1 protein-coding gene and 1 pseudogene are annotated in these 1,347 nt (G+C 69.3%); one reads left to right on the top strand and one right to left on the bottom strand.

All coding sequences use genetic code 11. The features are described 5' to 3' along the window. A partial coding sequence (locus ADK60_RS22905; protein WP_063783232.1) for a hypothetical protein occupies positions 1-444 on the top strand: 444 nt, incomplete at its 5' end. Positions 445-492: 48 nt separating this feature from the next. On the opposite strand, the pseudogene ADK60_RS22900 reads toward ADK60_RS22905, so the two are convergent. After that, positions 493-1,295: pseudogene (locus ADK60_RS22900) on the bottom strand (IS5 family transposase); the annotation flags it as partial. Positions 1,296-1,347 lie beyond the last annotated feature (52 nt).

Genomic DNA, 1,347 nt, shown 5'->3' with positions numbered 1-1,347 from the left:
GACTACCGCACGAGCACCATCGGGCGGTGGCAGAACGGCCAGTTCTTCGCGTCGGTCACCGCAGCCTTCCCCGAGGGCTGGAGCGGCGACGACTGGCAGCCCCAGAAGCGTTGGTGCGCGGTGCTGCATCGGTTCGACGGGGCCGGCCGGCATCTGGACTCGCGCATCCAGTTCACCGGCACCACGGCGGACGGCGAGCAGAAGGCAATCGACGCGGCCCGACTGCTGCTTGGTGAGTGGCTGGACGCTCTTCCGGAACGCCAGTACCAGGACATCGCGATCGCACCCTTCGCCGTCCGGTTCGAGGGATCCCTGTTCGGCCTGGTCCTGGAGGAGGACGTGGACGAGGAGGACGAGGAGGAGGAAGACGGCGGGGTACGGGCCGAGTTCTATCCCGACGGCCTAGGCTTCAACGCGCCCTGGAACGGGTGCTACGACACCTGAACCTGCGCCGCCAAGGGGCCGTGGGCCACTCCGGATCGCTGCTCGGCCACGGGTGAGCCGGCGGACCATGATGCCGATCATCGCCCAGCGGATCATGGTCTCGGAGCGGGCCGGGCTGGTCTCGTAGTCGCGAGCCGGACGGCGGTGGGCGGTGAGCCACGAGAAGGTCCGCTCTACCGCCCACCGCTTGGGCTGGACCTGGAAACCGCGCTGGTCCGGGGCCTTGCGCACGATCTCCAGCTCGCGGCCGAGGATCGCGCGGGCCCACTCCACGAGGCGGCCGGCGAAGCCCTGGTCAGCCCAGATCTTCTGCACGCCCGGATGGTCCAGGCGGGTCCACAGCAACGGACGCTTCGCTCCGTCGCGGTCCTGGATGTTCGCCGCGGCCACGTGAACCGCCAGCAGCAGGCCCAGAGTGTCTGTGACAATGAACCGCTTGCGGCCCTTCACCTTCTTGCCCGCGTCGAAGCCCCGGGGGTGCCAGCGGGGACCGTGTCGGCCGTGCGCACGGACTGCGAGTCGATCAGCCCGGCGCCCGGCTCCGCTCTGCGACCGTCAGCCTCACGAACCCGGCCGCGCAACGCGTCGTGCAGGCGCTCGACGGTGCCGTCATCGTGCCACCAGGTGGAGTACCAGTACACAGTGGGCCAGGGCGGGAAGTCCTTTGGCAACTGCCGCCAGGCACACCCGGTCCGCACCACACAGAAGATCGCGTCGACGATCCCCCGCCGGGGATGCTTCTCCCGCCGACCGCCCTTCGGTCCCACCCGCGCCGGCGGGAGCAGTGGCTCCACCAGTGCCCACTGTTCATCCGTCAGGTCAGACGGGTACCCGCCCCCACTACTACTCACACGAGACTCAACGATCACCTGAGCCACTGGGCACCGCAGATCTCAAACGCGG

The organism is Streptomyces sp. XY431 (genome assembly GCF_001279805.1).
GTDB classification, from domain to species: Bacteria; Actinomycetota; Actinomycetes; order Streptomycetales; family Streptomycetaceae; genus Kitasatospora; species Kitasatospora purpeofusca.
The sequence above is the reverse complement of the archived record's forward strand: the minus strand, read 5'-3'. Positions and strand labels throughout refer to the sequence as shown.